The organism is Methylobacterium sp. OAE515 (genome assembly GCF_041806315.1).
In the GTDB taxonomy this organism is placed as follows: domain Bacteria; phylum Pseudomonadota; class Alphaproteobacteria; order Rhizobiales; family Beijerinckiaceae; genus Methylobacterium; species Methylobacterium tardum.
This window is the reverse complement of the sequence record NZ_JBGMUV010000001.1, coordinates 1,402,557-1,425,760: the sequence shown is the minus strand read 5'-3', so window position 1 is coordinate 1,425,760 and position 23,204 is coordinate 1,402,557. Positions and strand designations below refer to the sequence as shown.

The window sequence follows — 23,204 nt, the reverse complement described above, 5'->3', positions numbered from 1 at the left end:
ACCCCGAAAACCAACTTAAGGCAAGCCCGAATTTTCCTGGGCCACGCTGCGACCAAAACGACCGGGCCTCAGGACAACCGTGGCATTCGCGAGCCTTCCAGAGATCCATTTGAATGAACGACAGGCCCGAGGAAATCTTCGTGGTGGCGAACACGCCCTGAAACAAACGCGCCAAGCAGAACCGTCATCCCGCGCCGGTGGGCGGCGTTTACGTCGCAGCCTTCGACTGGAAACGGGGATCGCCATCGACGTTTGCCGACGAACCCGAAACGAACCTGGAGCTTCGAAAGCATGGCTAGCACAGATATCGGCACGATCTACGCCGGAGCGCTGCGGAACACGCGCGCCTTGGAGAAGCAGGGCCTGGAACAGATCGAGCGGCAGCTCTCCGGCTTGGAGCGGTACCCGGATTACGCCGCCGTGCTGCGCCGGCATGCCGAGACCACGAAGGGACAGCTGGCCCGTCTGGACCGGGCGCTGGAGGGCATCGGCGCGAGCGCATCCACGCTGAAGGAGACGGTCACGAGCGTCGCCGGCTCGATCGGAGCCGCGGTCCATGCGACGGCGCAGGACGAGACGCTGAAGAACCTCTACGCCGGATACGCCTACCAGTACGACCAGATCGCCGCCTATCGCTCGTTGGCGGTCATCGCGGAGCGGGCCGGCAAGTCGGACCAGGCCTCATCCTTCCGCGCGGCGGTCGAGGAGGAGACGAAGGCGGCCGAGGAGATCGCCGCGCTCATCGAGCCGGTGACCCGGACCTACCTCGACCTGACGCTCGCCGGCGGCAAGGCCGACAGCTGATCCGCAGTCGATCCTAGTTGTCGGGGCGGCCGCGCCTGCGGGGCCGCCCATCCCACCATTGGAGGGTGACCCATGGCCGAGACGGACGATCACGCGACGACCTACAAGGAGTTCAAGGAGGTCGTGAACATGACGGCCTCCGCCCTGGAGAAGCATCTCGCGAGCGAGGCCAGCCAATCGGTCGGCCAGAAGAAGGATGGGGGCGAAGCGACGGGCCACGTGGAGGGGCGCCACATCGTCGCGATGCTGCACAAGAAGAAATCCGAGCTGTCGGACGAGGATTACCGGCACATGCGCAAGGTGATCGGCTACGTGCACCGGCACCTGAAGCAGGGCGGCCCGAAGGACAAGGATGAGGTGAAGGATTCGCCCTGGCGGCTGTCTCTGATGAACTGGGGCCACGACCCCCTGAAGGCGGCCTGAGCCATGGACGATCCGACGCCCATCGCCGTCACCGTCGAATCCTGCGGCGACGGCGGCGCGCGGTTCCGCTGGCACCTGACGGACGCCGACGGCGTGTCGATCCGGGTCTCGCCGGAGGCGTACGCCTCGCCCGAGGACGCGCAGGACGCGGGTGAGGCCGCCCTTCAGGCGTTCGGCGCGGCGGCGCGCGCATGACGCGGGCCGACAGCCCGCCGCAGGGTGTGGCCGGCCGGCCCGCGCTGGCGGCCGGGATACGCCCGCGTCCAGCGGCGGCCGGGCCGTCGTGACCGCCCTCGCAGCGCACGGAGCCGCCTTCGCCCGCCTCGCCGCACACTTCGGACCGGGCGCACCGGTGGTCCTCTGCCACGATGACGCGGACGGCCTGTCGGCGGGTGCCCTCCTGGCCCGAGCCCTCATGCGCGCCGGGCACAGCGAGACCCGGGTCCGCATCATCGGCCGCGGCGAGTCCCCGTGGTCGGCCGCCCTCCGCGACGAGCTCGCGGCCCAGACGCCCGGCGGCCTCGTGGTTGCCGATCTCGGCGTCCAGGCCGAACCGATCCTGCCGGGCGTGCCGACGGTGCTGGTGGATCATCACGTGCCGCGCTCCTGGCCCGAAGCCGACGCGGCCACGGTGATCAGCGGCCACGCGGACGCGCCGATCCCCACCTCCAGTCTCCTCGCACTGGCCTGCGCGACAGCCCTGGGCCCTGCGGACGATCTCGCGTGGCTTGCCGGGATCGGGCTCGTCGGCGATCTCGGCGAGCGCAACGCGAGCAGCGACTTCCCCGAGATCATGGGTCCGCTGCGCAAATCCTACACCGTCAAGGCGCTGCGCGAGGCCGTGAGCCTCGTCAACGCGCCGCGGCGCACGGCCTCGGGCGATGCGAGGGCCGCCCTGTTGCTGCTCCTTCGTGCCTCTGGTCCGGCGGAGATCGTCACCGGGACCGCTCCGGCGGCCGAATCTCTGCGCGAGGCGCGTTCCGAGGTGAAGGCCGCGCTCGATGCCGCGCGCCGCATCCCGCCGCTCTTCGCCGGTCCGGTCGCCCTGATCCGCTGCGACTCCCCGTGCCAGATCCATCCGCTCGTCGCGCAATCGTGGACCGGCCGCCTGCGCCGGCAGGTGGTGATCGGCGCGAATGCGTCGTTCCGCACCGGCTTCGTGCATTTCGCCGCGCGCAGCGCGTCCGAGCCGGACCTGATCACGTTCCTCCAGGACCGCGCACCGCCGCTCGGGCCGGACGACCAGTTCGCCCAGGGGCATCGACGCGCCACCGGCGGCCAAGTCCGCGTCGAGACCTGGAACCGCTTCGTGACCGATCTCGGCTTCGGACCGGAAGCCCGGGCCCCGTGAGCGGGGCTGCGGCCGGGCGTCCCGATGTGGCCGAACGCCGCTGGTCCGCTCCGGAGAGCTGTGAACGGACATGCGGGACCACGTCGATCCTTGACGACGCATAGCCGCTTACCAGCGCGATTTCTGGTGCAGCCAGACAAGACGCCTCAGCCGCTTCGACGCGCTCGCGCGGCTTGGCCCTCCCCTCCCCTTCGTTGAGATCGCGGTTCCGACGGCCTATGCATGGGCGCCATGGACCTCCAAGCCTCCGCCACACCCGCCGTAGCGTCGTTCGCCTGCAAGCCCTCGACCGGAAAGGCGGCACCGTTCCTGCCGATGAGCCGCGCCGAGATGACGGCGCTCGGGTGGGAGTCCTGCGACATCGTGCTGGTGACTGGCGACGCCTACGTAGACCACCCGAGCTTCGGCATGGCCATCATCGGCCGGCTGCTCGAATCGCAGGGCTTCCGGGTCGGCATCATCGCCCAGCCCGACTGGCAGTCGGCGGAGCCGTTCAAGGCGCTCGGCAAGCCGAACCTGTTCTTCGGCGTCACCGGCGGCAACCTCGATTCGATGGTGAACCGCTACACGGCGGACCGGCGGCTGCGCCACGACGACGCCTACACGGCCGGCGGCGAGGGCGGCCGGCGCCCGGACCGCTGCACCATCGTCTACACGCAGCGCTGCCGCGAGGCCTTCAAGGACGTGCCGGTCGTGCTCGGCGGCATCGAGGCGTCGCTGCGCCGGATCGCCCACTACGATTACTGGTCCGACAAGGTGCGCCGCTCGATCCTGGCGGACGCCAAGGCGGACCTGCTGATCTACGGCAACGCCGAGCGCGCCGTGGTCGAGGTGGCCAACCGCCTCGCGGCCGGCGAGGCACCGCACCAGCTCGACGCGATCCGGGGCGTCGCCCTGTTCCGCCGCGTGCCCGCCCACTACACCGAGCTGCCCGCCGACGACCTCGACTCGACGGACGAGGCCGCCACCCGCCGGCCGGGCGAGACCGTGATCCGGCTGCCCGCCTACGACGAGGTCAAGGACGACAAGGAGGCCTACGCCCGCGCCTCGCGCGTGCTGCACCGGGAGGCCAATCCCGGCAACGCGCGCCCGCTCGTCCAGCGCCACGGCGACCGCGACCTGTGGCTGAACCCGCCGCCGATCCCGCTGACCAGCGACGAGATGGACGCGGTCTACGACCTGCCCTACGCCCGCGCCCCGCACCCGTCCTACGGCGACGCGAAGATCCCCGCCTGGGACATGATCAAGTTCTCGGTGACGATCATGCGCGGCTGCTTCGGCGGCTGCACCTTCTGCTCGATCACCGAGCACGAGGGCCGCGTCATCCAGAACCGCTCGGAGGGCTCGATCCTGCGCGAGATCGAGCGGATCCGCGACAAGACGCCGGGCTTCACGGGCGTGATCTCGGATGTCGGCGGCCCGACGGCGAACATGTACCGGATGGCCTGCAAGGACCCGAAGATCGAGGCGGCGTGCCGGCTGCCCTCCTGCGTCTTCCCGGACGTCTGCCCGAACCTGAACACCTCGCACGACGACCTGATCCGGCTCTACCGCAAGGTCCGCGAGGTGAAGGGCGTCAAGAAGGTGATGGTCGCCTCGGGCGTGCGCTACGACCTCGCGGTGAAGAGCCCCGAATACATCAAGGAGCTCGTCACCCACCACGTCGGCGGCCGCCTGAAGATCGCGCCCGAGCACACCGAGCGCGGCCCCCTCGACAAGATGATGAAGCCGGGGATCGGCACCTACGACCGCTTCAAGGAGATGTTCGACGCCGCCGCCAAGGAGGCGGGCAAGAAGTACTACCTGATCCCGTACTTCATCGCGGCGCATCCGGGGACGACCGACGAGGACATGATGCACCTCGCGCTCTGGCTCAAGAAGAACGACTACCGCGCTGACCAGGTCCAGACGTTCCTGCCCTCGCCGATGGCGACCGCCACCGCCATGTACCACACCGAGATCAACACCCTGCGGGGCGTGCGGCGCGGCGGCAGCGAGCCGGTCGAGGCGATCAAGGGGCTGCGCCAGCGCCGGCTGCACAAGGCGTTCCTGCGCTACCACGACCCCGAGAACTGGCCCCTGCTGCGCGAGGCGCTGCGGGAGATGGGCCGCGCCGATCTGATCGGGCCGCGGCCGGACCAGCTCGTGCCGTTCTCGCAGCCGCCGGGAACCGGCGCGGGGGCGGGCCGGACGGGCGGCCAGCCGCGACCGGTGTACCGTCCGGGCGGCGGCCAGCGCTTCACCACGAAGGGCGTGCCGCTGCGCAAGTGACGGTCTCGCGCGTCTGATGAACAGGCAATCCGAGGCCGGCTTCCGACCTCGGTCGCTCCTCTACGGCCTCACGCCTCTTGCCGCCTGGACCGGTCACGGCGTCTCAGCGCCGGCGGTCGGGTCCGACGCTTCGGCGGCCGCGAATGCCCGACGGGCTCGCTCGACCTCGGCGTGGTGCGTCTCGGCCCAGATCCACACACCGCAGAACGCAGCTCCCAGGCTCTGGCCCAGCGGCGTCAGCGTGTAATCCACACGCGGCGGGATCACCGGGTGGACCCTGCGCCGCACGAGACCGTCGCGTTCCATCTGCCGGACCGTCTGCGTCAGCATCTTCTGGCTGATCCGGCCCACGGCCTTGCCGAGTTGCGTGAACCGGAGGGTCCCGTGCTCGTCCAGGGCTTCGAGGACCAGCATGGTCCACTTGTCGGCCACCTTTGCGATGATGTCGTTCACCAGCGCCTCGATCGCCGGGTCGACATCGTCCGGGATCGGCCCGCGCCGCTGTGCCTCGATCGCGGGATCCGGGGCGGCCCTGCGCATCCGACACTCTCCTTTCGGTAAGTACAAATCTTTTCGGTGCCTACTTCAGGCTGGAGAGTGTGATCCATACCCTCTGCGGCGACAACAACGGAGGTCGCCGTCATGAAAACCTCGGGCAACACAATCCTCATTACCGGAGGCGGGTCGGGGATCGGAGCCGCGCTCGCGCACCGCTTCCACGATCTGGGCAACAATGTCATCGTCGCCGGCCGCCGGCTGGAGGCCTTGGAACGGGTCACCGCCGGCCGGCCGGGCCTGCACGCGATGCCGCTCGACATTGCGGATGCCGGCGACATCGCGGCGTTCGCCCAGCGGGTCATTGCCGAGCACCCGGCCCTGAACGTGGTGATCAACAACGCCGGGATCATGCGCTTCGAGGCGCTGGATCGGGCCCGAGACCTCGCGGACGCCGAGGCGACGATCACCACCAACCTGCTCGGCCCGATCCGGCTGACCGACGCCCTGATCGGGCATCTGGTCGGGCGCCCCGATGCGGCGCTGATCAACGTGTCCTCGGGCCTGGCCTTCGTGCCGCTGACGGCGACCCCGACCTACTCGGCGACGAAGGCGGCCATCCACAGCTACACGGTCTCGCTGCGCGAGGTTCTGAAGGACCGGGTCGAGGTGATCGAACTCGTACCCCCCGCCGTGCAGACCGACCTGACGCCGGGCCAGTCCACCCGCGCGGGCTACCTGCCGCTGACCGACTTCATCGACGAGGTCATGACCCTGTTCCAGCAGCAGCCGACGCCGCGCGAGATCCTCGTGCAGCGCGTCGCCTTTCAGCGCAACGCCGAAGCCGAGCACCGCTTCGATGCGGCCGTGACGACCTTGAACGAGGCCGCCCGCCAAGCACGCGCGGCGCAACGCTGAGGCCTGCCGCTCGACCCGTGTTCGTCGCTTCAATTCGGAGAAAGCCGATGCCGTTTGCCAACTTCAAGATCCCGCAAGGCATGATGACCGCCGCGCAGAAGGCGGACCTGATTCACCGCACGACAGATCTGCTGGTCTCGTATTTCGGTGAGGGCGCGCGCGCCCACACGATGGTTCTGGTCGATGAGGTCGTGGATGGCGGCTACGGGCGCGCGGACGCGGTGTTCGACCTTGAGGCCCTCCGACGGATGCAGGCGCGATTGGAGCCGCGTTCGCGCTGACGGGGCACCTCTTCACGCGCTACGGAGAGCGGGCGGCAACGGCCGCGCGCCGCCGGCCCGCTCCGGGGAGGAGCCGACGCATTGCCCCCAGAGGGCCCGGCTCATGTCGCCATCGCCGCCCGAGCGGCCTGGATTTTCGCCTCCCGGCGTCGAGGTTGAAGCTCGCGCCCTTCCGCATCGGCGAGAACTCGATGGCGGTCATCGCCAGCTTCTCCATCTCCTGCTGGACGAAGGTGAAGCGCCAGACCTCGTACAGGAACCAGTTCATGTAGTCCTGTGTGCCGGTCTTGGTCCCACTGTCGGGCCAGCCCGTCCGCTCGAACGGGTCGAGCCGCAGGTTCGTGATGGAGGGGACATCGGGTTTGGTCATGTCCCCGAGCCAGCGTGCGTCATGACCGATCCCCCTCTCTCAGGATGCACCGGAAGCCGACATGGCTCATGGAGGTGTCGACGGGTTGCGCGTGCCGGGCCGCCGGCCGATAGCGGCGGCAGTAATTCGGCGCGCACAGGTGCGAGCCGCCCTTCACGACCTTGCAGGGGATCGGAACCTGCGGATTGCGCGGGTCGACGCTGTCCTCCTCGCGCCCGCCCTGCGGGTTTCGGGGGATGCAGCAGGCCTTCGCGGCCTCGGCCGGATGCGTCGCGCTGTACCAATCGGACGTCCACTCCCAGACATTGCCGATCATGTCGAAGAGCCCGTAGCCGTTCGGGGGGAACGCGCCGACCGGCGTCGTGCGTTTGTCGGGCCCGGTGGCGGTGTTGAAATGCGGGAAGTCGCCTTGCCACGTGTTGGCCATCCGGCGTCCCGCGGGCGCGAAGTCGTCACCCCAGGCGTATTCCGCGCCATCCAGCCCTCCACGGGCCGCGAACTCCCACTCCGCCTCGGTCGGAAGGGCCTTGCCGGCCCAGGCGACGTAGGCCTCGGCGTCGCGGAGCGCGACGTGCACCACGGGATGATCGTCGAGGCCCTTGATCGAGCTCCCCGGACCGTAGGGATGCCGCCAGTTCGCTCCCCGCAGAAACGTCCACCATCGCGTCCAGTCGCGCGTGTCGCCGGGCTCACGCGGCGGATGGAAGGTCAGCGAGCCGGCATAGAGCATCTCCGGCTGCGCGCCCGGATAGTGTGTCGGATCCGGGGGGCTCTCCGCGACCGTCCGGTAGCCGGTCGCGCGGACGAAGTCCTTGAAATGGCGGTTGGTGACCGGGACCGGGTCGATCCAGAAGCTGTCGACGCTGACACGATGCGCCGGCGCTTCCTCGGGATAGTGATTGTTCGACCCCATGCGGAAGGTTCCGCCGGGGATACGGATCATCCCTTCACCGGTCCTCGAAGACGAGTCGGGAACACGTCGTGCCAGCGTGGAGAGCGAAGCACCCGCCATCGCATGCTCCTCATCCAAATGCCCCCGTGCTTCCGTTGGAGCAGCGGATCCGTAAGTTTCTCAGTCTACGGACTGTGAATACAGCTGCATTGATCCATGTGGACGCACAAGGATCTACATCTGAAGACACGTCAGCAACGCAACGTAGCTCGGCGGCCCACCGATGCTCACTTCCTGAACGCAGGCGTTGCGGCGGTTCGTCTTGAACCCTGGCCATTGCTGTTCAAGCTGTGTGCGAGCCTGTGTCTCGTCATGGATGCAGCCCCGATCGGTCGCCTGAGCGCTCTGACCGATCGACGGTGCTGCGCCGCAGATTGCCTTGATGTCGAAGCGCGGCACCTCCTCGGCATAAGCAGCCGTTGCGGCGGGAAGTGCCAGGATCAGCAGGCCCAACGGCTTCAACATCGCCTGCCCCTTCGCTGGACTTCGACGCGATACGCTTTCTCACTCAACGCGGGATGGATCAGGCGGCCCGACTCGGGTCCGGGCAAAATCACGCTCCGCGTCAAGCAATAGGTCGCCGCGCCACGTTTGTAATCGGCAGCCGACTCGCTGTTGGATCACCGATACAATAAACATTTGACATCCAAATGTGTCAAGCGGACACGTCGAAATGGATTGTCATGAAGAGCGCCACTTAAGGGGAAGTGAGCAGGCGGATGCCGAACGAGAGTGAGGAGCCGGGGCACGCCGCAATCGAATTACACTGGTCGGAGATGATTGCTCTAGAATTAATACGCAATTCCGGTTGTAAACGAAGCGCGATCCGCTCTCGATCACCCAACATCATCAATGGCTCGCATGGTCGCTACGTGAGGGTCCGGGTAGATCGCCGGTCCATATCCGCTGCACTGCTCGGTCCTAGAGCCGCTCCCGGTCACGTTGGGACGGCCGACGACACGGCACGAATCGTTGCGCCGGATCGGATCATCCCCGCCGCGACCTCATCCTGAGGCCTCCGCCACGCTTCGGCGCCTCAGGATGAGGGGGATGGCACATGGGCCGGTCGTTGCCGGCTCGCCAATATGCCCCCACGCGCGAAGCGTGTCGCAAGACGGACAGTCGCGGCCCTCGCACGAGACAGACGCGAAACACGGCGCCTTTCGCCGACGTCGTCCGCGCAAATGTTTTCCTGGCAGGCGCGCGTCTTGCGCCAGGATGTACAAGAATCAGTTCCGGCACGCGCAACTCCACGACCCCCGATCCAAGCCGATGGCCATCGTGCGCTGCCGAAACACAGTGTCATGGAATTGCGGTCGGTATCCGTCACATCGAAACCGCCTTCATCCACAGAGAGTGTCGCAAAATTACATCAAACGGCCGGCATTATAAAACCTCGCTCCGCTCGAACGCTTGTTTACCGGCACATGCTGTGCCAGCGTTGCTTAAAGTCTCAGCGATTCCCCTCGCCAAAACTTGGGAGCTGAAGATATGCAACGCCCCGGCACGCCCATCCGATGGGCTGCGGCAGCTCTCCTGGGCGTATCGGCCCTGATGGCCGCCGAGGAGGCCCGAGCGGCTGAATATGCGCAGGGCGTCTACGTGCTCGGCAATCGCGGCCCGCTCGCGGGCGTAACGCCGCCGCCGGGCTTCTACTTCGAGAGCGAGACGTACTTCTATCAAGGCGACCTGGGGGCGAACCGTGTCTTCCAGGGTGGCGGTGTCGTGGCCGCGGGAGTCAAGAATTCCACCGTGGCGAACTTTGCGTCGCCGATCTGGGTGACGCCGGTCGAGATCCTGGGCGGCAATCTCGGCTTCTCCATCACCATCCCGTTCGGGACGCCGGATGTCAGCGCGGCCGCAGTCCTGTCCTCACCGCGCATCGACCGCATCATCGCCGGCCGCGAGCACGATGCCGTCTTCAACGTCGGCGATATCTATCTCGCGTCCTTCGTGGGCTGGCATGCCGGCAATTTCCACTGGACTGCGACGGCGCTCGGCGTCGTTCCCTCCGGCTCGTTCGAGAACGGCCAGCTGTCCAACATCGCGCTGAACCGCCCGGCCCTCGATCTCAGCGGCGCTCTCACCTACCTCGACCCGGTTCTCGGCTACGAGCTCTCGATCGTGCCCGGCATCACGTTCAACTGGATCAACCCCGCGACGCGATACCTGACCGGCACCGAGTTCCACCTGGAATGGTCGGCATCGAAGTACCTGAGCAAGGACTTGTCGATCGGCCTCGTCGGCTATTTCTACGACCAGCTGACGGGTGACAGCGGGTCCGGCGACCGGATCGGCCCGTTCAAGGGCCGGGTCGTGTCGCTGGGCGGCCAAGTCGGCTACACCTTTCACGCCGGTGAGATCCCCATCTCCACGAGCGTCAGGGTCTATCGCGAATTCGACGTCCGGAACCGGTTCCAGGGCACCGCGACGTACCTGACCATCTCGGCCCCGCTCTGGGTCGCGCCGCCGAAGGCCACCGCGGAGGCGAAGCCGGTTGTCGTGAAATATTGAGATGCGCCCGGGGCCGCCGGCGCGCGCTCCGGCCGTGACCGCTCTGGAGCCTGCGACCGCAGGTATGCCCGTCACATTCTGACGACGTGGTGAGGCGCATCGCGCTTAATCCTGCGCCGCAGTCACGGGTGTATCGCGGCCGCGACACACGAGAACTTGTTCGGCGCCGCCCCCGCCGGGGACACGCGCGTGCTTGCCTAGTTGCTAGGCAGTCTGCTTGAGAGCGCGGCTGTTCCCAAGGGTGCCCCTCATGTTGTCGCTCTCCACGCGGGGCCTGTCCGGCCTCGCGCTCCTGGTCCTTTCCGCCACGCCCAGTCTGGCGGCAGCCCCCACGCCAGACAGCGGCAGCACGGCCTGGATCCTGACTGCCTCCGCCCTCGTCCTGTTCATGACTCTGCCGGGCCTCGCCCTCTTCTACGGCGGGCTCGTCCACGCGCGGAACGTCCTGTCCGTGCTGATGCAGTGCTTCGCGATCTGCTGCATCGCCTCCGTGCTCTGGGCGATCTGCGGCTACAGCCTCGTGTTCGACGGGGACGGGGCGCTCATCGGGACGCTCCACAAGGCGTTCCTGGCTCATCTCGAGCCGCTGCGGACCGGAACGCTCCTGCCTGAGCCCGTGTTCGCGCTCTATCAGATGACCTTCGCGGTGATCACGCCGGCCCTCATCATCGGTGCCATCCCGGAGCGCGTGGCCTTTCCCTTCGTCGCCCTGTTCTCGGCCCTGTGGCTGCTGCTCGTCTACGTCCCGGTGGCGCACTGGATCTGGGGCGGCGGCTGGCTGGCCGCGCTCGGAACCCTCGACTTCGCCGGCGGCGTCGTGGTCCACACCACGGCGGGAATCTCGGCCCTGCTCCTCGCCATTCTCGTGGGCCGCCGTCGCGGCTTCCCGACGACGCTGACGCCGCCACACAGCCCCGGAATGACCATGATGGGCGCTGGCATGCTCTGGGTCGGCTGGTTCGGCTTCAACGGCGGCTCTGCCCTTGCCGCCGACGCGAGCGCGGCGAATGCCATCCTGGTCACGCATCTGTCGGCCGCTGCGGGCGCCATGGCGTGGACGGCGGCGGAATGGGTGAAGATTCGCAAGCCCACCTCGATCGGGATCGTCACCGGCTGCGTGGCGGGTCTGGCCACGATCACGCCGGGCGCGGGCTACGTCTCGCCGGCCGCTTCCCTGCTGATCGGGGCCGCCGGCGGTCTCGTCTGCTTCTTCGTCACCTTGTACGTGAAGCATCGCCTCGTCATCGACGATTCCCTCGACGTCTTCGCCGTGCACGGCGTGGGCGGCATTCTCGGTTCGCTCCTGCTCGCGGTTTTCCTGCTGCCGGATCTCGGCGGCGTCGGTCTGAGCGAGGGCCGCACGGTCCTGGGGCAGCTCGCGGTTCAGGCGCTCGCCGTCGGGGTGACCGCCCTGTGGTCGGGGCTCCTCACATTCGGCCTGGCGCGGCTTCTCGGCGTCGTGACCCCGCTGCGCGTGGACCAAGAGGCCGAGCATGACGGGCTGGACCTGGCGAGCCATGGCGAGCGCGCCTACGAGTACACCACCTGATCGGACGCCCCGCCCTCGACTCGCGACGGTGGGAGCGAACGGGATCGGCACTGCAACGTTAACGGCGGCGTGACGTTCACCCGCGGCGCGCGGTGCAAGGAGGCCTGGTGCCGGACTGGATCCAACACACTGTCTGGTGGCAAGTCTTCCCACTCGGCTTCGTCGGAGCCGAGCCCGAGGCTGCGCCCGCCGCGCCGGTCGTGCAGCGTTTGCCCCACCTGCACGGCTGGCTCGACTATGCCGTCGAACTCGGCGCTTCGGGATTGGCCCTGGGGCCGATCTTCGCGGCCTCGACCCACGGCTACGATACCGTCGACCCCTTCCGGATCGATCCGCGTCTCGGAGACGATGCCGATTTCGATGCGTTGATCGAGGCCGCGCACGCACGCGGCCTGCGCATCCTCCTCGACGGGGTGTTCAACCACGTCGGCCGCAGGCATCCGGCTTTCCAGGAGGTCCTGCATCGCGGCCCGCAGGCAGAGCGGGCGAATTGGTTCAAGCTGTCCTGGCCGCGCGGCACCGTGCCCGGCTCCGAGCCGGACTATGCCTGCTTCGAGGGGCATCGGCAGCTTGTCACGCTCAATCACGACGCGCCGCAAGTGGCGGATTACGTCGCGGCGATCATGGACCACTGGCTCAGTCGCGGCGCGGATGGCTGGCGCCTGGACGCGGCCTACGCGGTCCCGCGTCGGTTCTGGGCCCAGGTGCTGTCCCAGGTCCGCTCCGCGCACCCGGACGCCTACATCGTCGGCGAGGTGATCCACGGCGACTACACCGGCATCGTGCGGGAGACCGGCATGGATGCCGTGACCCAATACGAGCTCTGGAAGGCGATCTGGAGCGGCCTCAACGACCGCAATCTGTTCGAGCTCGCCCACGCGCTGGAGCGCCACAACGGCTACCTGGATGCCTTCGTGCCGCTGACCTTCGTGGGCAATCACGATGTGACGCGCATCGCCAGTCGCCTCACGGACGAGCGGCACCTGCCCCACGCGCTCGCGATCCTGTTCACCTGCGGCGGCACGCCCTCGATCTACGCCGGCGACGAGCAGGCCTTCCGCGGGGTCAAGGAGGAACGGGTGGGTGGGGATGATGCGATCCGCCCGTCGTTCCCGCCGACGCCGGCAGAACTCGCTCCCTATGGATGGCCGATTTACCGGTTGCATCAGAGCCTCATCGCCCTGCGCCGCCGTCATCCCTGGCTGCATCGCGCTCGCACGCGGCAGGTGCATCTGGCCAACGCGCAGCTCGTGCTCGCGATGACGGAGGCGGCCCAGGCGCTGTTCGTCGCGCTGAACCTCGCCGATGAGCCGGTCTCGCTGCCCGTACCGGAGGCTCGGCGCATCGAGGTGGGAGAGGGTCAACTCGTCAGCGACGCGGGTGGCGTGCGGGTGAGCCTCGGCCCACAGGGCTGGGCGATCCTGACCGCTTGAACAGCGGCCCGCTGGAACCCCGCTCCAGCCCGGTCAACCGAGCGGGGCGTCGATCACGCCCGGGTGATGCGGTGGCTGGACGTTGAGCGCGCCGCCTACGAAGCGGGTTGACCTTGCCACGATGGCAAGGTGCAGCGTTGCCGATCGGACCGCTGAGCCGAGAGGAGACGTCCTGTGAAAAGCCTGTTCGTGACCACTGCCGCCCTGCTGATGCTCAGCGCGGCCCCCGCCTTGGCCATGAGCTGCTGTGGCGGAGGCAAGGGCGCGATGATGTGCGGAAAGAACAGCATGGCGACGAGCCATACCGGCAAGGCCAAGAAGGGCAGCTGCTGTTGCGAGGGCATGAATGGCCGCAACATGAGCAGGCGCATCTAAGCGACGCCACGACGCTCCGTATCCACGCCGGCCTGACCAGCGGTCTGCTTCACGGTGCGAGAGGCGGGTGAAAAGAGCTGTGCCTTTCGCCCCTCATCCCCTCCCGGATTTATCGATACGCATGCTTGACGTCCGGGATGGTCGAGAACGGTCGCCACAGCGGCGTCCGCTTCATCCAGCACGCGCCGGGAAGCCGACAGGCGCACCACCACCTTCAACGGGTGGCAGCAGAACGCCGGGCGCGTATGCGCAGCTAGCCATACAGCAAACCTCTATCGTATACTCGCTGTACGATTTTGCATGGTGAGATCAGGATCAATCACCCCATGCCGCTCCACCCGGATACCCGTTCACAGTCCCGCGCTGATGAAAGCGGAACGGCGCCGCATCCGAAGGCCGAAGGCCGGCCGAACTTGCCGCGCGTCCAAACCTGCACCGCGGACCTTCGCCTGCACAGCCTGCCTGGGCAGATCGATCGGGCGGATGCGGAGCCGTCGCAGGCGCCTGACCCGGACCTGTTTCGCGACGACCTTCTGCGGCTGCTGCCCGAACTGAGGCACTTTGCGAGATCGGTCACGCAGGCGGCCGAGCAGGCCGAAGACCTCGTCCAAGAGACGCTTCTCAGGGCTTGGCAGAGCCAGGATCAATACCGCCCGAGCAGCGACTTGAAGGCATGGGCCTTCGCGATGATGCGGAACAGCGTCTTGTCCCACAGGCGCGACACGGACCGCGAACTCCCCGATCTGGGCATGGCCGCGGCAGGGCGATCGGCCGGCTCCGTTAATTGAGGGTCCACGTCCAGCCGGCCCTGAAGCTCCCGAGCGGTCGCGTGTTCGACCGCGCCATCAGTGGTGCAGATCGATGTGGTGCGCGTTCGTGCCCTGATCCGAAAGCCCGATCAGCTCGACGTTGCCATGCGACCCAGCCTCGGCCGGTGTGTGGCTTGGCGCGGCAGCATGCCCGCGCTGGCCATCGGATGAGAACACGAGATTTCCGGCTGGGTCGACCTGCGCTGCCGGCGGCTGCGCCTGACTCTGCCCACCGGCATGGGATGTCTGGCTGACGGAGGACGGCTGACCACCGCTCACGGCGGGCGATGCGCCCGAGCCTGGCGGATCAACCGGCTGACCGGAGCTTATCTGCAGCCCAGGATCTGCCGACGCAGGAGTGTTGGCGTGAGGCGCGCCCTGAGCCTCGGTGCCGGGTTGGACGTGCCCTGGATCCGCGCTGTTCGCCTCAGCCTGCGATGCTCCGGACTGATGGCCCGCATTCGTGCCGTTGACGGCGCCATGACCGCCGGCGCCCTGCGTGGCTGATCCGCCCTCCTTGAGTTGACCCGGTGCCTCGGCGCTGTTGCCGGGTGCCTCGCTGGCTTGAGCAGAGCCTGGATCCGCGCCGTTCGCCTCGGCTTGCGACGCGCCGGACTGATGGCTCGCGTTCGCGCCGGCGGCGGCGCCATGACCCTCGGCGCCCTGTGTGGCTGATCCGACCTCGTTGAGGTGACCGGGCGCTTCGGCGCTGTTGCCGGGTGTCGCGCTGGCTTGAGCAGAGCCGGGATCCGCGCCGTTCGCCTCGGCTTGCGACGCGCCGGACTGATGGCCCACGTTCGTGCCCGTGGCGGCACCGTGACCGTCGGCGCCGTGCGTAGCTGATCCGGCCTCCTTGAGCTGACCCGGTGCCTCGCCGCTCTTGCCGGGTGTCTCGCTGGCTTGAGCAGAGCCTGGATCCGCGCCGCTCGCCTCCGCCTGCGCTGCGCCGGGCTGGTGGCTCGCATTCGTGCCACTGGCGGCGCCATGACCGTCGGCGCCCTGCGTGGCCGATCCGGCCTCGTTGAGCTGACCCGGCGCCTCGCCGCTCTTGCCGGATGCCTCGCTGACCTGAGCAGAGCCTGGATCCGCGCCTTTCGCTTCAGCCTGCGATGCACCGGACTGATGGCCTGCATTCGTGCCCGTGGCGGCACCGTGACCGTCGGCGCCGTGCGTAGCTGATCCGGCCTCCTTGAGCTGACCCGGTGCCTCGCCGCTCTTGCCGGGTGTCTCGCTGGCTAGAGCAGAGCCTGGATCCGCGCCGTTCGCCTCAGCCTGCGCTGCGCCGGACTGATGGCCCGCGTCCGTGCCGTTGGCGCCGCCATGACCGTCGGCGCCGTGCGTGGCCGATCCGGCCTCCTTGAGCTGACCCGGCGCCTCGCCGCTCTTGCCAGGCGACCCGTCGGCCTGAGCAGAGCCTGGATCCGCGCCGGTCGCCTCAGCCTGCGACGCGCCGGACTGATGGCCCGCATTCGTGCTGTTGGCGCCGCCATGACCGTCGGCGCCGGGCCGGTTTTGATCCGGCTCGCTTCTGCCGGAATGAGCCGGATCTCCAACCGCATTCGCGGCACGCAAGGCCTCTTTCTCTGAAACGGGGCCGCCCCGCGCGGCGTGCTCCTGTCCCCCGGTCCCGTCCTCCCTCCGCGCAGGCGCCAAACGAGTCAGGTCGGCCTGCGTCGTCGCAGTGAGCCCGTCGATCAGCGATGACGGCGTCTCGGTCGCTGAATGCCCGATTGTCTGCGCTGCGCTCTGATGCTGAGACGCGGTCTCACCATTCGTGGCGGGCGACGGGCCCGCCTGCCCCGCACCGTCGGCGCTGCCCGACGCAGCCGCACCGGCGTCCGACCGGGCCTCCGGCGACGTCGACGACCCTGCGGTTCGGGGTGTGCCCGCCTCCGCCGCTTGGGCCGAAGCCTGATATGCGGGCTCCAGGCCTGCCCAGGCAGGACCGTGCACGAGCGTCGGATGTCCGGGACCGATGGCTCTGACATCGGTGCTGCCCGGTTGGGAGGGCGCGACCGAAATCGGCTCGGCCGTCGTGGAACCGGCAGTTCCGCTCGCGGCCTGGCCGCTCGCGCCGGACGTGAGCGGCACACCCGCGCTCGCGGTGCGGATCGCCTCGCCTGCAGGCACCGGGACGCTGCCCTGCTCCCACACGGCGGCAGCGTTGCCGCCCGCTGAGCCGAAGGACAGGCCCGGCTCCGTCGCCGGCTCGCCGTGGTCGGCCGCGAAGGCATCGGCCGCGAAGACCATCGCGGAGAACACGATGACGCCGAACTGCTTGCGATGGCTGTCGCGCTCATCGGCATCGCCGGAATCTCCGGCGCCCGCCGCCCGGTGCTGGAGCGTTTGGCCCAATGGACCGGCCGGAACCGGGCTGTTGCCCGCGTGCTCTTGGTCAGCCGCGAACGCGTCTTGGGGTGACAGGCTCAAAGCCGCAGCCGCGACGAGAGCGGCAAGCAGGGCGGCCGGATGGACCGAGAGCTTCGTTCCGTCGGCGCCTTGCGGGATCGGAAGGAGTTCCGGGTAGCGCTGGGCGACCTGGTTGATCAGGGCACGGAAGTCGCTGCCCCGCATCGGGCTGTCCAAGACTTCCGAGGCAATGACGTAGCTGCCGTCGATCCGGGCGAAATGCATGATCGCGTCGCCGTCGGGCCGGCAGAAGACGAACCAGGGCTCCGCCTCGTCGCTCAGACCCTGCTCGCTGCCGATCTGCAGGCCGGCCCGGATCAGCGCGGCCTCGACGCGGTAGAACTCCGCGAGCTCCTGCTGCGACCAGCCGCCCTGGCTGGTCGATGCGGGCCGGAAGAAGGAGATGACCGCACCCATCGGGACCTCACTTCCGCACGTGGACTGACGAACAGGCTTTATCGCTCATGGAAACCGTGTCCGAGGGCTTCAAAGAACGGCGCAACCAGATAGTCGAGCGCCGTGCGCTCGCCGGCCGACACGACGATCTCGGCAGGCAGGCCCGCCAGGAGACGGGGCCGTACGTCGTCGGGCAATTGCTGATCGTCGATCTCGACCGTGCCGGCGAAGTAAGGCTGCTTTGTCCCCTCATCGAGCAGGCGATCGCGGGAGACCATCGTCAGCGTTCCGAAGATGGCGGGCGTGCGGCGCGTCTGGAAGGCCGGGAACTTGACCTCGGCGCGCATGCCGGCATGGACGGCCTCCAGATCGTTCGGCGCGAACTGGACGCTGATCACGAGCCGGTCGTTGGTCGGGACGATCTCCATCAGCGGCTCGCCGGAGCGGATCACCTGCCCGATCGTGTAGACCTTCAATCCCTGGATGACGCCCTGATGCGAGGCCCGGACCTCGTGCCGCCGGAGAACATCCTGGGCAACGATGAGCTTCTCGCGCAGTTCGGAACTCTTCTGACGGACATCCAGAAGCTGTGCCGTCAGTGTCTCCTGGAGCTTCTGCTTGAGTTGCGCCGCCTGCATCCCCGCCTCGTTGATGCCGTTCTGCGCCTTGGCGGTCTCGGCCACGGACCGCCCGATCACACCCGCGAGGCGTGCGTGCTCCCGCTCCATCATCAGGACGCGGGAGAGCGGGATGAGGTTCTTCTCGCGCAGGCCGCGCAGGCCTTCCAGCTCCTGCTGGATCAGGGCGACCTGTTGCTCGACCGAGGCCTTCTCGACCGCGAGTCCGGCGATCTCGGTCTTCAGCTGCGTGACGCGCGCCTGAATGAGCCCAAGCTGTGCCTGAAACGACGCGCGCCGCTCCGACAGCTGACTGGCTTGGTCGTCGATCATGCGGGCCACGGCCTGGTCATCCCGTCGCGACGCGATCTCCTCCGGCAGGACCAGATCCGGCGCCTGCACCTGCTCGGCGCGCAGCCGCGCCTCGAGGATCAGGGCCGCGTCGAGCTGACCGCGGAGCAAATCGTTGCTGGCGCGCGATTGCACGGGATCGATGCGGAGCAGGACGTCGCCCGCGTGGACGGTCTGCCCGTCTCGCACCAGCACCTCCTGCACGATGCCGCCTTCGAGATGCTGCACCACCTTGCGGCTGCCTTCCGCGACGATGATGCCCGGACTGATGACCGCCCGGTCGAGGCGCGCAGTGGCGGCCCAGCTCCCGACGACGCCGAACGTCGCGACGATGACGGCGTAGCCGGCGACAGCGTACACGCGCCAATTCGTAGGACCGCCGCCCGCCCGCTCCACGTCAGGCGTGCGCTGCGGGGGCGACAGGCTCGGCATCGCGGTTCGCGAGAGGGTCATCGCCTATCCCGCGCCCCGCTGCGCCTCGAAGTCCCGGCGGCCCTGGGACGCCGAGGTAGCGACGGGCGGCACCAGGGTCGGGACCGGGCGCGGGCCGGTGATCTGTGACAGAACCTGCTCCGCGGTGCCGTCGGTCTGCAAGGTGCCCCCGCTCATGAGCAGGACGCGGTCGGCCTCGGCCAGCAGGCTCACCTTGTGGGTCACGATCACCACCGTCGTGCCCGACTGCCTCAGCTCCGCCACCGCCTGCATCAGCGCGGCCTCACCGACCTGGTCGAGACTCGCATTCGGCTCGTCCAGCACGACCAAGCTCGGCTCACCGTAGAGGGCGCGGGCCAGCGCGATGCGCTGACGCTGGCCGCCGGACAATCCGTGCCCGTCCCGCCCGATCACCGTATTGTACCCGTCCGGAAGGGACTGGATCAGCTCGTGACAGCCCGCCCTCCGGGCCACCGCGATGACGCGCGCGTCGTCCTCGGCGGCGAACCGCGCGATGTTCTGCGCCACCGTGCCGTCGAACAGCTCCACGTCCTGGGGCAGGTAGCCGACGTGCTGGCCGAGCGCCTGCTTGTCCCAGTGACGCAGGTCGGAGCCGTCGATGCGCACGGTGCCGTCGAGCAGGGGCCAGACCCCGGTCAGGGCGCGCACGAGGGTCGACTTGCCGGCCGCACTCGGGCCGATGATGCCCACGAGGCTGCCGGGCTCAAGCCGGAAGCTCACCGCGCTGAGGATCGGCCGCGTCGAGCCGGGTGCCGCCACGGAGATATTCTCGACTTGGATCGAGCCCTGCGGGCGCGGCAGCATTAGGCGGCGGGTCTCCGGCCCGGCGACGTCGATGAGATCCGTCAGCCGCCGGTAGCTGGCGCGGGCGGCCGAGAAGCCCTTCCAGTTGCCCACGACGGCCTCGATCGGCGCGAGCGTGCGGCCGATGATGATCGACGCGGCGATCATCGACCCGGCGGAGATCTCGCGGCGGATGGCAAGGTACGCGCCCGCCCCCAGAACCAGGGTCTGCAGGAGCATACGGACGAACTTCGTCCCGGCGACGATCAGGCCGGCCCGATCGCTCGCACGGGCCTGAAGGACCAGGACGTCGTCGTGGCGCCGACGCCAGAGACCGCGCAGGGACGCCAGCATGCCCATGGCCTGCAACACTTCCCCGTTCCGGAAGACGGTGGCGGCCTGCTGCCCCGCCTCGCGCGAGGCCTGACTGGCGGCGTCGAGTGTCCAGCGCGTCGCGATCTCGGTGAGCAACGTCAGCCCGAGGATCGTGCCGCCGCCCACGAGCGCCATCCAGCCGAACCAAGGATGCAGCACGAAACAGGCGAGCAGAAAGATCGGGATCCAGGGCAGGTCGCAGAACGCAAGCATCCCGCTGCCGGTCAGGAACTCGCGCAGGACATCCACGTCGCGCAGCGCCGTGTCGTGACGCGCGCCGGGCCGGATCAGCATGCCGCGGTGGGCGGCATCGAAGATCGGATCGGCGATCTCCCGGTCGAAGATCACGCCGCCACGCACCAGAAGGCGCGAGCGCAGCATGTCCAAGGTCGCGTAAACGGCAAGGCCGAACGCGGCGATCAGCGTGATCCCGATGAGCGTCGTTTCACTGCGGCTCGGAATGACGCGATCGTAGATCTGAAGCATGTACAGCGGGCTGACGAAGAGCAGCAGATTGATGAACAATCCGAAGATCACAGCCGTCGCCAGAACCGGTCGAAGCGCGCGCAGGCCGGTGGTCAAGGTCGACGGCAGTGAGTGATCGCCCATACTGCTTTCGTCCTGCAATCGACCGGCGCAATCAGCGGCCTTCGAAACCCCACGTCGCGAAGTCATCGCGCCGACGACCACCGGACGCCGACCTCCGCACCCTTGAGCCAAGGGTCCGATCGTCGCCACGCCCGAGCGGCCGATCGGGAAGACCATATGGCAGGCTGGCCATCGGCACCCTCTTCCATGTTGGTCCCCGAGATCAACATGATAGGGCCATTCGGAGGCATGCCAAGCATCTCGTCGCGGGAGCGACGACGTTCATCGGCCGGTGTCTGGACAGGGCATGGCCGTCGCAGCTATATGGCTTTTACTGTATAAGCACCGCGTGCAGCCGCGATCGCACGCAGGAAGGCAAACCCTCGTGTATGCGCATTACCAACGCCTGGACTCGGAGGAGGTGCTGGAGCTGCGTCGCGAAGGTGGGCGGTATCTGAAGGAATTGCGGGAGGCGCAGGGCCTGTCGCAACGGCAGCTCGCCGCTCTCGTGGGTGCGGAATACTATACGTTCATCTCGCAACTCGAGACGGGGCGCGGCCGCATCCCTCCGGATCGCTACCGGGCCTGGGCAGAGGCGCTGAAAATCGAGCCCCGGGAGTTCGTCCGGAACGTGATGCGCTTCTACGATCCGATGACGTACGAGATCCTGTTCGGCGATCTCACCGCCCGGGCCGAGGACGACGAAGCCTAGGCCGTCGTTTGCCCTTGGGGCGCGGGTGCGTGGAAGAGCAGATTCCGAGGCGGATGGAGGCAGGGCCCACGCTCAAGACGTGGTTTGATCGGCATCGTGCGCCGTCTGCGATCCCAGGCGCGACGCCTCCTGCGACGCGCCGTCGGCCGACGATACGGGCGCACCGACCGCCGCCATCAGGACCCGTAACCCGTCGATCCAAACATCGACCTCGGCCCGCGTGACGCATCCAGAACGCTTGAAGACCTTGCCGGATGCGAGCGTCACGACAACATCGAAACGGCCGTCCGACCTGTCTTCGATTCGATAGACTACGCTTTGTGGCATCGTCGCTGCCCAGCGGTTCCTTTTCGAACGACAACGGGAGCGATCCAAACCCGTCCCCGGCAGCGCCCCGAACGAGCGCCGTTCCCGACCAGCCCCCTCGTTTGGCACGGCCCGAGGTCCGGGCATCGCTGAACGCAACGATCCTCGCGGCTCCTGCTCGTCTCACCAAACTCCGCTGCCGACCGAACGGAGCCACCACAAACGCACAAGCCTCACAGAACGATCCTCGGCTTGCAGGGTTAGATGTTCACTGTACAGTCAGGTGGCGGGGCCTATGGCAGAGGGTGGACGCTTGAAGACGCGCATTTCCGGGACGCCATCGCTGGATGGCCCATCGTTTCGCGCCGTCACGTCGGACGACGTGCACGATGGACCGGGGCTCGGCAGTACGGCGGATGTCTTGAGAGGACATGTCTTGACCGACAGGTTGATGAGCGAAGGGTCGGCATCCGGCCGGCCGAAACCACCCGACCGCCTGGATACGGCCTCACTCCCTCCCGGTGTGCGGGATCATCTCGGCGCCCATCTGCGCGGCGCCTACGAAGCGCTGACGCGGGCGCAGACACCGCAGCGTCTGCTTGATCTCGTGGCGCAGCTCGACGCCACCCTGGAGGGGCAGAGCCGCGAGAGGGCCTTGTTCTTTCGCGCGGAGCTGACCAAAGCGCTTCCTGGGCTGCGCGCGTTCGCCTTGTCGCTCATCGCCGACGCCTCGCGCGCCGACGACTTGGTGCAGGAGACCGTCCTGCGGGCCTGGGCTCACCAGAACCTGTTCGCAACAGGCTCGAACCTGAAGGCGTGGCTCTGCACCATCCTGCGCAACCAGTTCTACACCGAGTGCCGCAAGCGGAAGCGCGAGGTCGAGGATGTGGATGGCGCTGCGGCGGCGCAACTCACGGCTCCGGCAGCCCAGGAGCACGGTTCCGACCTGCAGACCGTCTGGTCCCATATCGGCAAACTGCCCGAGCTTCAGCGCGAGGCCTTGCTGCTCGTGGGTGCACAAGGCCTCACGTATGAGGCGGCCGCCGAGGTGATGGGGTGTCAGACCGGCACGGTGAAAAGCCGGGTGAGCCGCGCCCGAGCCCTGCTCGTCGCCGAACTCGCGTAGCGTTTGCAACGCCCTCGTCGGAGCCCCCGACACCGACGCGCTCGCGACCGGGATGACGGCTGCGAGTGGGGATGGTTGAACGGCCGCGGTGGCAGCCGAGAATCCGGGGCGATCCGCGCCCGGAAGCTCGGGTCCGGTCTCAGGCGAGATCGAGTTCGAGGACCAGATCCGTCAGGTAGAATGCGATGCGGCGGCTCGCCTCGCGATCCGCGCACTCGACGCTGAAGCCGACCGTGAGAGGCTCGCCCGCGTAGCGGCGCAGGACAGATTCGGCCATCAGGGCGGCCTCGCGCTCCGCGGCCGCGGTGAGGACGCGTCGACCGTCGCGGGTTTCCAGCGTCACCCGGAACTGGTTGTGAGGCATCTCAGGGTGCTCCCCCAGCCAAAGCAGGCAGCCCCATCGGACCGGTGCATGGGCCCTCTAACGTCCCTGCCGGCCAAACCGATCCAGCGTCGTACAGCAAAACCGCTACTCGATCGGGCGGGAGGTGCCGGGCCGAGACCGGACATGGCTTCAGCAGCACCTTGGCGCCGCGCGGCGGG

At 68.1% G+C, this 23,204-nt stretch carries 23 protein-coding genes; 14 read left to right on the top strand and 9 right to left on the bottom strand.

What is annotated here, in order from left to right; translation table 11 throughout:
* Positions 1-291 precede the first annotated feature (291 nt).
* From ABIE45_RS07020 to ABIE45_RS07000, 5 genes are all read left to right on the top strand, one after another.
* Positions 292-804, top strand: a complete 513-nt coding sequence (locus tag ABIE45_RS07020; RefSeq protein ID WP_192706045.1) for a DUF892 family protein — start codon at positions 292-294, stop codon at positions 802-804.
* A 72-nt stretch (positions 805-876) separates the two neighbouring features.
* Complete coding sequence (locus tag ABIE45_RS07015; protein WP_192706044.1) at positions 877-1,227, top strand: DUF3140 domain-containing protein; 351 nt, start codon at positions 877-879, stop codon at positions 1,225-1,227.
* A 3-nt stretch (positions 1,228-1,230) separates the two neighbouring features.
* The gene (locus ABIE45_RS07010; protein WP_192706043.1) at positions 1,231-1,422 is read left to right on the top strand and encodes a hypothetical protein; all 192 of its coding nucleotides are present in this window, start codon (positions 1,231-1,233) and stop codon (positions 1,420-1,422) included.
* 88 nt (positions 1,423-1,510) lie between these two features.
* A complete protein-coding gene (locus tag ABIE45_RS07005) occupies positions 1,511-2,578 on the top strand; it encodes a phosphoesterase (RefSeq protein ID WP_192706042.1) in 1,068 nt (355 codons plus the stop codon).
* 315 nt (positions 2,579-2,893) lie between these two features.
* Positions 2,894-4,849 (top strand): YgiQ family radical SAM protein, encoded by a 1,956-nt coding sequence (locus ABIE45_RS07000; RefSeq protein ID WP_192707299.1) that lies wholly within the window; start codon positions 2,894-2,896, stop codon positions 4,847-4,849.
* A gap of 93 nt (positions 4,850-4,942) precedes the next feature.
* Here the strand turns inward: ABIE45_RS07000 and ABIE45_RS06995 are convergent, their stop codons facing one another.
* Positions 4,943-5,389, bottom strand: a complete 447-nt coding sequence (locus tag ABIE45_RS06995) for a helix-turn-helix domain-containing protein (protein ID WP_192706041.1) — start codon at positions 5,387-5,389, stop codon at positions 4,943-4,945.
* A 102-nt stretch (positions 5,390-5,491) separates the two neighbouring features.
* On the opposite strand from ABIE45_RS06995, the gene ABIE45_RS06990 reads away from it, so the two are divergent.
* Both ABIE45_RS06990 and ABIE45_RS06985 read left to right on the top strand, forming a co-directional pair.
* Positions 5,492-6,262, top strand: a complete 771-nt coding sequence (locus ABIE45_RS06990) for an SDR family oxidoreductase (RefSeq protein ID WP_192706040.1) — start codon at positions 5,492-5,494, stop codon at positions 6,260-6,262.
* A gap of 47 nt (positions 6,263-6,309) precedes the next feature.
* A complete protein-coding gene (locus ABIE45_RS06985) occupies positions 6,310-6,543 on the top strand; it encodes a tautomerase family protein (protein WP_192706039.1) in 234 nt (77 codons plus the stop codon).
* Between the two features lie 19 nt (positions 6,544-6,562).
* Here ABIE45_RS06985 and ABIE45_RS06980 read toward each other — a convergent pair whose 3' ends face one another.
* The 3 genes from ABIE45_RS06980 to ABIE45_RS06970 form a co-directional block, all read right to left on the bottom strand.
* Entirely contained in the window at positions 6,563-6,913 is a 351-nt protein-coding gene (locus tag ABIE45_RS06980) for a hypothetical protein (protein WP_373622220.1), read from the bottom strand.
* Between the two features lie 19 nt (positions 6,914-6,932).
* Positions 6,933-7,856, bottom strand: coding sequence for a formylglycine-generating enzyme family protein (locus tag ABIE45_RS06975; protein ID WP_192706038.1), 924 nt, complete (start codon positions 7,854-7,856; stop codon positions 6,933-6,935).
* Between the two features lie 183 nt (positions 7,857-8,039).
* Entirely contained in the window at positions 8,040-8,330 is a 291-nt protein-coding gene (locus ABIE45_RS06970) for a hypothetical protein (protein WP_192706037.1), read from the bottom strand.
* Between the two features lie 1,026 nt (positions 8,331-9,356).
* Here ABIE45_RS06970 and ABIE45_RS06965 point away from each other — a divergent pair.
* The 5 genes from ABIE45_RS06965 (at position 9,357) to ABIE45_RS06945 (ending at position 14,524) form a co-directional block, all read left to right on the top strand.
* Positions 9,357-10,379 carry a transporter gene (locus ABIE45_RS06965; protein WP_192706036.1) on the top strand — a complete coding sequence of 341 codons (1,023 nt, stop codon included), beginning with the start codon at positions 9,357-9,359 and terminating at the stop codon, positions 10,377-10,379.
* 250 nt (positions 10,380-10,629) lie between these two features.
* Positions 10,630-11,928 (top strand): ammonium transporter, encoded by a 1,299-nt coding sequence (locus ABIE45_RS06960; RefSeq protein ID WP_192706035.1) that lies wholly within the window; start codon positions 10,630-10,632, stop codon positions 11,926-11,928.
* 107 nt (positions 11,929-12,035) lie between these two features.
* Positions 12,036-13,361, top strand: a complete 1,326-nt coding sequence (locus tag ABIE45_RS06955; RefSeq protein ID WP_192706034.1) for an alpha-amylase family protein — start codon at positions 12,036-12,038, stop codon at positions 13,359-13,361.
* A gap of 174 nt (positions 13,362-13,535) precedes the next feature.
* Positions 13,536-13,736 (top strand): hypothetical protein, encoded by a 201-nt coding sequence (locus ABIE45_RS06950; protein ID WP_192706033.1) that lies wholly within the window; start codon positions 13,536-13,538, stop codon positions 13,734-13,736.
* A gap of 326 nt (positions 13,737-14,062) precedes the next feature.
* Positions 14,063-14,524: a sigma-70 family RNA polymerase sigma factor gene (locus ABIE45_RS06945; protein WP_192706032.1), complete on the top strand. Its 462-nt coding sequence runs from the start codon at positions 14,063-14,065 to the stop codon at positions 14,522-14,524.
* 57 nt (positions 14,525-14,581) lie between these two features.
* On the opposite strand, the gene ABIE45_RS06940 is transcribed toward ABIE45_RS06945, so the two are convergent.
* The 3 genes from ABIE45_RS06940 to ABIE45_RS06930 are packed head-to-tail and all read right to left on the bottom strand — an operon-like array spanning position 14,582 to position 20,538.
* Positions 14,582-17,371 carry a hypothetical protein gene (locus ABIE45_RS06940; RefSeq protein WP_192706031.1) on the bottom strand — a complete coding sequence of 930 codons (2,790 nt, stop codon included), beginning with the start codon at positions 17,369-17,371 and terminating at the stop codon, positions 14,582-14,584.
* Between the two features lie 38 nt (positions 17,372-17,409).
* The gene (locus tag ABIE45_RS06935; RefSeq protein ID WP_192706030.1) at positions 17,410-18,771 is read right to left on the bottom strand and encodes an HlyD family type I secretion periplasmic adaptor subunit; all 1,362 of its coding nucleotides are present in this window, start codon (positions 18,769-18,771) and stop codon (positions 17,410-17,412) included.
* Positions 18,772-18,774: 3 nt separating this feature from the next.
* Positions 18,775-20,538 carry a type I secretion system permease/ATPase gene (locus ABIE45_RS06930; protein WP_192706029.1) on the bottom strand — a complete coding sequence of 588 codons (1,764 nt, stop codon included), beginning with the start codon at positions 20,536-20,538 and terminating at the stop codon, positions 18,775-18,777.
* A gap of 364 nt (positions 20,539-20,902) precedes the next feature.
* Between ABIE45_RS06930 and ABIE45_RS06925 the strand changes: the two genes are divergently transcribed.
* Entirely contained in the window at positions 20,903-21,229 is a 327-nt protein-coding gene (locus tag ABIE45_RS06925) for a helix-turn-helix domain-containing protein (RefSeq protein WP_192706028.1), read from the top strand.
* Positions 21,230-21,301: 72 nt separating this feature from the next.
* Here the strand turns inward: ABIE45_RS06925 and ABIE45_RS06920 are convergent, their stop codons facing one another.
* Positions 21,302-21,496, bottom strand: a complete 195-nt coding sequence (locus ABIE45_RS06920; RefSeq protein WP_373622219.1) for a hypothetical protein — start codon at positions 21,494-21,496, stop codon at positions 21,302-21,304.
* 490 nt (positions 21,497-21,986) lie between these two features.
* Between ABIE45_RS06920 and ABIE45_RS06915 the strand changes: the two genes are divergently transcribed.
* Positions 21,987-22,661 carry a sigma-70 family RNA polymerase sigma factor gene (locus tag ABIE45_RS06915; RefSeq protein ID WP_192707298.1) on the top strand — a complete coding sequence of 225 codons (675 nt, stop codon included), beginning with the start codon at positions 21,987-21,989 and terminating at the stop codon, positions 22,659-22,661.
* 139 nt (positions 22,662-22,800) lie between these two features.
* Here ABIE45_RS06915 and ABIE45_RS06910 read toward each other — a convergent pair whose 3' ends face one another.
* Positions 22,801-23,025: a hypothetical protein gene (locus ABIE45_RS06910; protein WP_192706026.1), complete on the bottom strand. Its 225-nt coding sequence runs from the start codon at positions 23,023-23,025 to the stop codon at positions 22,801-22,803.
* Positions 23,026-23,204 lie beyond the last annotated feature (179 nt).

Bases quoted from the DNA above. Each gene is read 5' to 3' on its own strand.
- ABIE45_RS06985 (WP_192706039.1), top strand. From the start codon at position 6,310: ATGCCGTTTGCCAACTTCAAGATCCCGCAAGGCATGATGACCGCCGCG.
- ABIE45_RS06965 (WP_192706036.1), top strand. From the start codon at position 9,357: ATGCAACGCCCCGGCACGCCCATCCGATGGGCTGCGGCAGCTCTCCTG.
- ABIE45_RS06970 (WP_192706037.1), bottom strand. From the start codon at position 8,330: ATGTTGAAGCCGTTGGGCCTGCTGATCCTGGCACTTCCCGCCGCAACG.
- ABIE45_RS07000 (WP_192707299.1), top strand. From the start codon at position 2,894: ATGAGCCGCGCCGAGATGACGGCGCTCGGGTGGGAGTCCTGCGACATC.
- ABIE45_RS06930 (WP_192706029.1), bottom strand. From the start codon at position 20,538: ATGGGCGATCACTCACTGCCGTCGACCTTGACCACCGGCCTGCGCGCG.
- ABIE45_RS06940 (WP_192706031.1), bottom strand. From the start codon at position 17,371: ATGGGTGCGGTCATCTCCTTCTTCCGGCCCGCATCGACCAGCCAGGGC.
- ABIE45_RS06910 (WP_192706026.1), bottom strand. From the start codon at position 23,025: ATGCCTCACAACCAGTTCCGGGTGACGCTGGAAACCCGCGACGGTCGA.
- ABIE45_RS07015 (WP_192706044.1), top strand. From the start codon at position 877: ATGGCCGAGACGGACGATCACGCGACGACCTACAAGGAGTTCAAGGAG.
- ABIE45_RS06990 (WP_192706040.1), top strand. From the start codon at position 5,492: ATGAAAACCTCGGGCAACACAATCCTCATTACCGGAGGCGGGTCGGGG.
- ABIE45_RS06980 (WP_373622220.1), bottom strand. From the start codon at position 6,913: ATGACCAAACCCGATGTCCCCTCCATCACGAACCTGCGGCTCGACCCG.
- ABIE45_RS06960 (WP_192706035.1), top strand. From the start codon at position 10,630: ATGTTGTCGCTCTCCACGCGGGGCCTGTCCGGCCTCGCGCTCCTGGTC.
- ABIE45_RS06945 (WP_192706032.1), top strand. From the start codon at position 14,063: ATGCCGCTCCACCCGGATACCCGTTCACAGTCCCGCGCTGATGAAAGC.
- ABIE45_RS06975 (WP_192706038.1), bottom strand. From the start codon at position 7,856: ATGATCCGTATCCCCGGCGGAACCTTCCGCATGGGGTCGAACAATCAC.
- ABIE45_RS06915 (WP_192707298.1), top strand. From the start codon at position 21,987: ATGAGCGAAGGGTCGGCATCCGGCCGGCCGAAACCACCCGACCGCCTG.
- ABIE45_RS06935 (WP_192706030.1), bottom strand. From the start codon at position 18,771: ATGACCCTCTCGCGAACCGCGATGCCGAGCCTGTCGCCCCCGCAGCGC.
- ABIE45_RS06995 (WP_192706041.1), bottom strand. From the start codon at position 5,389: ATGCGCAGGGCCGCCCCGGATCCCGCGATCGAGGCACAGCGGCGCGGG.
- ABIE45_RS07020 (WP_192706045.1), top strand. From the start codon at position 292: ATGGCTAGCACAGATATCGGCACGATCTACGCCGGAGCGCTGCGGAAC.
- ABIE45_RS07010 (WP_192706043.1), top strand. From the start codon at position 1,231: ATGGACGATCCGACGCCCATCGCCGTCACCGTCGAATCCTGCGGCGAC.